This is a genomic window from Vagococcus sp. WN80Y (assembly GCF_059621045.1).
In genome coordinates, this window is the sequence record NZ_JCAQHY010000066.1 from 1 (window position 1) to 2046 (window position 2046).

Annotated in this window: 1 protein-coding gene and 1 pseudogene; both read left to right on the forward strand. The window is 40.7% G+C overall.

Going from position 1 to position 2046, the window contains the following annotated elements:
- Positions 1-252 (forward strand): annotated as a pseudogene (locus AC5KOD_RS02775) (hypothetical protein); the annotation flags it as partial.
- A 46-nt stretch (positions 253-298) separates the two neighbouring features.
- Positions 299-2046 (forward strand): MSCRAMM family protein (locus AC5KOD_RS02780; RefSeq protein WP_496913014.1); only part of this gene is annotated, 1748 nt, incomplete at its 3' end.

The following is a 2046-nucleotide window of genomic DNA, read 5'->3' on the forward strand; positions in this document are numbered from 1 at the left end:
GATGGCTATTTTTATTACAAGAAAGCCTTAGGCTATCAAGAGACCACTCCTGCCTTATTTAGTCAAGTGACCTTAAACAAGGCCAACCTAACAGAGGCTTATACAGGAGCAGCCATCACGATTGAAGTGAAAGTCGAAGGGATTAACACGACGGCTTATGGCTACCGCGATGCGTGGTGGCAGGGAACGACGCCGACAAGTGGGGCATTGAAACTGATTGACGATCAATTAAAAGGGTTGGTTCAACAATAAGAAAGAGGATATGAGTATTGTAATGCATTTATGGAAAGGAAAGATAATGAAAAAAAAGTGTACCAAAGTCATTCTATTGTTAGTCCTGAGTCTGTGTGGGATAGTTATCTCTTCTTTTTTTGTGCACAGTGGCAAACTTAAAGCAGAGGAGAATATCGTAACACCTGAACAATCAGATGTAATTCCAGAAACCATACTAAGTGATTCTAGCAGTAAAGAAGAAAACAGAGACAATACAATGGAGGAAAATACTTATGAAGAAGTATCTCCGATGATGGAACCTACTACAAGAGCTGTTCCAGTTCCTCCACAAGCTAATATTTTGGATATAAGGACGGATTTTGCAATTGTAGGGACATCAGTGGTTTCGTCCCAGTACACTAATGTTGTAGAAGTTACTCAAAATAAGGGAGGACAGTTTGGGGGGCTTTGGTTTAAAAAACCAGTTGATATGACTCATGATTTTAATATTGCTATGTATCTATATTTAGGAGATAAGTATAATGGTCAAGGTGGTGGTCATGGTGGAGGTGATGGTATGACATTTGTCTTGCAAAATGATGCAAAAAAGACAAGTGCTCTTGGTTCTAGTGGAGCAGGATTAGGCACTTTTGCTTCTGTATTACCGAGCTTTCCTTCACAATCGCCGGGATTAGTTAACTACATAAATCCAGCATGGTTAGTAGAGTTTGATACATATTATAATGCATTACCTGATTCAGGGAATGAATATAATGGTGATGGAAAACAAGTTCCGGCCGCTAGTAAAATGTATGGTCATATTGCTAATAGATGGTCTTCAACTGCTCAACAAGCAATTAATAACGGACATTCTAATTTACAGTGGTCTACTTCACAAAGATTGACAAATAATGCGTGGCGATATTTCACAGCCAAATGGAATAGCACTACTAAACAGTTAACGTATCAATTAGGAGGTTTTTCTGCTGTAACGGTTAATATTCCAGATTTCAATGCAAAATTTAAAGGGAATTCTGTTTACTGGGGCTTCACTGGGTCTACCGGAGGAGCGATAAATTATCAAGCGGCGGCTATTACTAAAGTTCCAACAGGTGATCTCATGATTCGAAAGAAAGCTGATTCAGGAATAGCGCTTGCTAATGCAGAATTTCAGGTAAAAAATGAAAAAGGAGTGATTGTGGGGACTGGAAAGACAGATGCTAATGGTCAGTATTCGCTAAAAGGTTTACCTCTTGGAAATTATACAGTGACGGAAACAAAAGCGCCAGCCGATTATAGTATTGCTGGAAGTGCAGTTCAGATAAAACCTGTTATAAATGGGACAACGGTTTATTTTGATTTTGTTAATAATCGCCAAAAGGGAAGCATCCAGATCACGAAAAAAGATGATGCGGGTAAACTTCTTCAAGGAGCGACCTATGAAATCAAAAATAGTGCAGGAACGGTGGTTGTGCCAAGTACCACCGCGATAACCAATGCTTCAGGTGTTTACTTAAGTCCAAGTCTGCCAACGGGCAATTATACGGTGACGGAAAAAGGGGCACCTGCGGGTCACATCTTATTAACGGGAGCAGCAGCGAGTAAGTCAGTGTTGGTCACAACAGGAGCAGTCGGCAAGGTAGAGTTTGTGAATGACCGTCAAGGGAAACTCACGATTAAGAAAGTAGATAAAGAAAGCAAGGCTGTATTGGCAAATGCCACGTATGAAATCAAGAACAGTGCGGGAACCGTGGTCGTACCGAGTACGACAGCAATAACGAATGCCAGTGGCTTGTATACAACAGGGTATCTAACCGCAGGAACCTATACAGT